The 4,824-nt window shown below is 59.4% G+C and carries 6 protein-coding genes; all 6 read right to left on the reverse strand.

The genetic code is table 11. The features are described 5' to 3' along the window. Positions 1-7 precede the first annotated feature (7 nt). Positions 8-619, reverse strand: a complete 612-nt coding sequence (msrQ, locus tag APH42_RS28455; protein WP_012274209.1) for a protein-methionine-sulfoxide reductase heme-binding subunit MsrQ — start codon at positions 617-619, stop codon at positions 8-10. Beyond that, entirely contained in the window at positions 619-1,632 is a 1,014-nt protein-coding gene (msrP, locus tag APH42_RS28460; protein ID WP_012274210.1) for a protein-methionine-sulfoxide reductase catalytic subunit MsrP, read from the reverse strand. Before msrP ends, msrQ begins: the two co-directional genes overlap by 1 nt. Positions 1,633-1,711: 79 nt before the next feature. Next, complete coding sequence (pssA, locus tag APH42_RS28465; RefSeq protein ID WP_003250045.1) at positions 1,712-2,563, reverse strand: CDP-diacylglycerol--serine O-phosphatidyltransferase; 852 nt, start codon at positions 2,561-2,563, stop codon at positions 1,712-1,714. A 150-nt stretch (positions 2,564-2,713) separates the two neighbouring features. Beyond that, positions 2,714-3,730 carry a ketol-acid reductoisomerase gene (gene ilvC, locus APH42_RS28470; protein ID WP_003250043.1) on the reverse strand — a complete coding sequence of 339 codons (1,017 nt, stop codon included), beginning with the start codon at positions 3,728-3,730 and terminating at the stop codon, positions 2,714-2,716. 55 nt (positions 3,731-3,785) lie between these two features. Then, entirely contained in the window at positions 3,786-4,277 is a 492-nt protein-coding gene (gene ilvN / locus APH42_RS28475; RefSeq protein WP_003250040.1) for an acetolactate synthase small subunit, read from the reverse strand. A 1-nt stretch (position 4,278) separates the two neighbouring features. Further along, positions 4,279-4,824 (reverse strand): thiamine pyrophosphate-dependent enzyme (locus tag APH42_RS28480; protein ID WP_256217852.1); only part of this gene is annotated, 546 nt, incomplete at its 5' end.

The raw sequence follows: 4,824 nt of genomic DNA on the forward strand, positions 1-4,824 counted from the left end.
CAATATTTCAGACTGCCCTGCCTCGCGCACGGGCAACCCTGGGAAGACCACGCGCTACAGCCGGTATACGCAGCACCATCAGCACAGCACCAATAAGCGCGTAGATCGACCACTCCCTCAGATCCGAGCGCACAATCCACAGAAAATGCAGCAACCCCAACCCAAGCACCGCATACACCAACCTGTGCAGCTTCTTCCACCGCGCCCCCAACCGCCGCTGGCTATAGCGGTTCGAGGTAATCGCCAGCACCAGTAACCCAAGGAAGCCCAACGCGCCCACAATGATGTAGGGCCGCTTGCGCAGCTCCACCGCCAACTGCCCCCAATCCAGCCCCAGGATAAAGAACAGGTAGGCCAGGATGTGCAGCACTATATAAGCAAACACCCATAACCCCAGCTGCCGACGCACTACGATCCACCCCGACCACCCCGTCAGCTTCTGCAACGGGGTCATGCACAAGGTCACCAGCAGGAAGGTGAGCGCCCCAAGCCCAAGGCGGTCCATCATGATCTTCCCGGGATCAGGCCCCAGCAGGCTCATCGCTGCCTCATATAACCACCATGCCGGGAACAGGCACCCCACAACGAAGATGGCCAGGCGAAACCAGGGATAGCGCATCAATAGTTCTTCCGCAGATCGAGCCCGGTATACAGCGACGCAACCTCATCAGCGTAGCCATTGAACATTTGCGTCTCCCGCACATTGGGGCTGAACAACCCGCTGGGCAACCGTCGTTCGCGCGCCTGGCTCCAGCGCGGGTGATCGACAGTCGGATTCACATTGGCATAGAAACCATATTCATCCGGCGCCAACCCTTCCCAGGTAGTGCCAGGCTGCTCGGCCACCAGGCTGATACGCACGATCGACTTGATGCTCTTGAAACCATATTTCCATGGCACCACCAACCGCAGCGGCGCGCCGTTCTGGTTGGGCAACTCCCGTCCATACATGCCCACCGCCAGGATAGCCAATGGGTGCATTGCTTCATCCAGACGCAAACCTTCTCTATAGGGCCAGTCGATCAGGGCAAACCCTGAACGCTGCCCCGGCATGTGTTCGGGATCCTTCAAGGTCTCAAAGCGCACATAACGCGCCTTGGAAGTCGGCTCGACCTGCTTGAGCACCTGCGCGAGCGGAAACCCCAGCCAGGGAATGACCATCGACCACGCCTCTACGCAACGCAGACGGTAAATCCGCTCTTCAAGCTGGTAAGGTTTGACGAAGTCTTCCAGTGCATAGCGCCCGGGCTTGCCCACCTCACCATCCACCACAATCGACCACGGCTCGGTCTTAAGGCTGTCGCCATTGGCAGCCGGGTCACCCTTGTCGGGACCGAACTCGTAAAAGTTGTTGTAGTGGGTGGCGTCTTTGAATGGCGTGATCACCTCATTGTTCACCGTCACCGCCTGCCAGCGCGTGGCGGCAAGCTTGTCAGTGAACCAGGCCGGCCCGGTGCCGGCCTGCACATCGGCATAACGCGAAACTTCCGCAGCCCCCACCCCGCCCGGCAGCGCGCCCAGCGCCAAGCCGGCCAATGAGCCACCCAGCAGGGTACGACGGGAAAGATAGAGGCCTTCGGGGGTAATCTCCGACGCCTTGCACTCGGAAGACCTGGGAAGCTTGATGAGCATGGGCGGCTCCATAGCACTGAGTAACGGATGTACCCGTAAGACTATGGAGCCGGAAGGTTATTCCAGCGTTAAGCGATTTTCACGCTTTGCGCCGGCGCGCCTTCAGCAGGAACTGGATCGGCCCCGATGCCGCGTAGGCGAGGAAGATCAGCAGCAGGATGCGTGGCGGGTCGCTGAATACCACGGCAAATACCAGCACCACGGCCAGAATCGCCACGAACGGCACACGCCCTTTGAGGTCCAGCTCCTTGAAGCTGTTGTACTTGATATTACTGACCATCAGCATACCGGCAGCAGCCACCAGCAGCGCCACCAGGAAAGACAGCTTGGACCCCTGGATTCCGTAGTCGCTGAACGCCCATACGGTACCCGCCACCACACCCGCGGCAGCCGGGCTGGCCAAACCGATGAAGTAGCGTTTGTCGGCAGTACCGACCTGGGTGTTGAAGCGCGCCAGGCGCAACGCGGCACCGGCTACATAGATGAAGGCGACCATCCAGCCAACCTTGCCCATGTCACCGAGCGCCCAACCAAAGGCCAGCAAGGCCGGGGCCACACCGAAGGCGACCATGTCAGACAGCGAGTCATACTCGGCACCGAAGGCACTCTGAGTATTGGTCATGCGCGCAACACGGCCGTCCAGGCCATCGAGCACCATGGCCACGAAAATGGCGATGGCGGCAAAGGCGAAGTACTTGCTCGCCTCGCGTGGGTCACCGGCACTCAGGGCACTCTGTGCGCTCATCGAGCTGATGATGGAATAGAAGCCGGCAAACAGGTTGGCGGTGGTGAACAGGTTGGGCAACAGGTAGATGCCGCGGTGGCGCACCTTGCGGCCTTCGGCGTCATGCCCTTCTTCAACGTGCTCATCGACAGGTAGCAGGCTTTCGGCGTCGGAGGGCTTGTTCGGCTCTTCGGGACGTTCGCTCATGGAGGGTACCTTGCAACAGGATGGAAAATGTTCGACACGGGCCCGCGAAACAGGTTCTGACAGCAGGCCACTGGTCTGCTTTATACCAGAAGCGGGCTGCCAGAACGAAAAAACGCGGCCGAAGCCGCGTTTTTCATCTTTCGATAAGACTTAGTTCTTGGTCTTGTCGACGATTTTGTTAGCCGAGATCCAAGGCATCATCGAGCGCAGCTGCTCGCCGATGATTTCGATGCCGTGAGCGGCGTTGTTGCGACGCTTGGCGGTCATCGATGGGTAGTTGGTAGCACCTTCGGAGATGAACATCTTCGCGTACTCGCCGTCCTGGATGCGCTTCAGAGCGTTGCGCATGGCCTTGCGGGATTCTTCGTTGATGACTTCCGGGCCAGTGACGTACTCACCGTATTCGGCGTTGTTGGAGATCGAGTAGTTCATGTTGGCGATGCCGCCTTCGTACATGAGGTCTACGATCAGCTTCAGCTCGTGCAGGCACTCGAAGTAGGCCATTTCTGGCGCGTAGCCAGCTTCGACCAGGGTTTCGAAACCGGCTTTGACCAGTTCGACGGTACCGCCGCACAGAACAGCCTGCTCACCGAACAGGTCGGTTTCGGTCTCGTCCTTGAAGGTGGTTTCGATGATGCCGGTGCGGCCGCCGCCCACGCCCGAAGCGTAGGACAGTGCGACGTTCTTGGCGTTGCCCGAAGCGTCCTGGTAGATAGCGATCAGGTCAGGGATGCCGCCGCCTTTGACGAACTCGGAGCGAACGGTGTGGCCCGGGGCTTTCGGCGCGATCATGATCACGTCGAGGTCGGCACGCGGAACAACCTGGTTGTAGTGGATCGAGAAGCCGTGGGAGAAGGCCAGGGTAGCGCCCTTCTTGATGTTCGGCTCGATCTCGTTCTTGTACAGAGCGCCCTGGAACTCGTCTGGGGTCAGGATCATGACCAGGTCAGCCGCAGCGACAGCGGTAGCAACGTCAGCAACTTTCAGGCCGTGGGCTTCAGCCTTGGCAACGGTAGCCGAACCTTTACGCAGACCGACGGTAACGTCTACACCGGAGTCCTTCAGGTTGCACGCCTGAGCGTGGCCCTGGGAGCCATAACCGATGATGGCGACTTTCTTGCCCTGGATGATGGAAAGGTCGCAGTCTTTATCGTAGAAAACTTTCATGAAAATACCCCTGGTTATATCTCGGCCCCTGCGGAGCCATCGCTAATTTTTGAATTTAGATGCTGAGCACTTTGTCGCCACGGGCAATGCCGGTAACGCCGCTGCGCACGGTTTCGAGAATCGATGCAGTGCCGATCGCCTGGATGAAGCTGTCCAGTTTGTCGCTGGTACCGCTCAGTTGTACGGTGTACACGCTGGCGGTCACGTCGACGATCTGGCCACGGAAGATATCCGTGGTGCGCTTGATCTCGGCACGCTGGGCACCGGTGGCCTTGACCTTGACCAGCATCAGTTCGCGCTCGATGTGGGCGCTTTCCGACAGGTCGACAAGCTTGACCACTTCGACCAGCTTGTTCAGGTTCTTGGTGATCTGTTCGATCACTTCGTCATGGCCAACGGTGGTCAGCGTCAGACGCGACAGGGTCGGGTCTTCGGTCGGCGCCACGGTCAGGCTTTCAATGTTGTAGTTGCGCTGGGAGAACAGGCCGACCACACGGGACAACGCACCTGGTTCGTTTTCCAGCAGCAGGGAAATGATGTGCCGCATATCAGGTACGCTCCGTCTTGCTCAGCCACATGTCACGCATCGAGCCGTCCTTGATCTGCATCGGATAGACGTGCTCACTGCGGTCAACCGCGATGTCGATGAACACCAGGCGGTCCTTCATCGCAAACGCTTCTTCCAGCTTCGGCTTGAGGTCCTTCAGGCTGGTGATGCGGATGCCCACATGGCCATAGGCCTCGGCCAGCTTGATGAAGTCAGGCAACGACTCGACGTACGAGTGCGAGTGACGACCGTTGTAAGCCATGTCCTGCCACTGGCGGACCATGCCCAACACACCGTTGTTCAGGTTGACGATCTTCACCGGCAGGCCGTACTGCATGCAGGTGGACAGCTCCTGGATGTTCATCTGGATGCTGCCTTCGCCAGTCACGCAGGCCACGTCCTGGTCCGGGAAGTTGAGCTTGACGCCCATCGCCGCCGGGAAGCCGAAGCCCATGGTGCCCAGGCCGCCGGAGTTGATCCAACGGTTTGGCTTGTTGAAGCGGTAGTACTGCGCCGCGAACATCTGGTGCTGGCCCACGTCGGAGGT

Origin of the sequence: Pseudomonas sp. NBRC 111140, assembly GCF_001320885.1 — a bacterium.
Taxonomy (GTDB): domain Bacteria; phylum Pseudomonadota; class Gammaproteobacteria; order Pseudomonadales; family Pseudomonadaceae; genus Aquipseudomonas; species Aquipseudomonas putida_P.

Coding starts and splice junctions, on each gene's coding strand:
- msrQ (WP_012274209.1), bottom strand. CDS start 619: ATGCGCTATCCCTGGTTTCGCCTGGCCATCTTCGTTGTGGGGTGCCTG.
- msrP (WP_012274210.1), bottom strand. CDS start 1,632: ATGCTCATCAAGCTTCCCAGGTCTTCCGAGTGCAAGGCGTCGGAGATT.
- pssA (WP_003250045.1), bottom strand. CDS start 2,563: ATGAGCGAACGTCCCGAAGAGCCGAACAAGCCCTCCGACGCCGAAAGC.
- ilvC (WP_003250043.1), bottom strand. CDS start 3,730: ATGAAAGTTTTCTACGATAAAGACTGCGACCTTTCCATCATCCAGGGC.
- ilvN (WP_003250040.1), bottom strand. CDS start 4,277: ATGCGGCACATCATTTCCCTGCTGCTGGAAAACGAACCAGGTGCGTTG.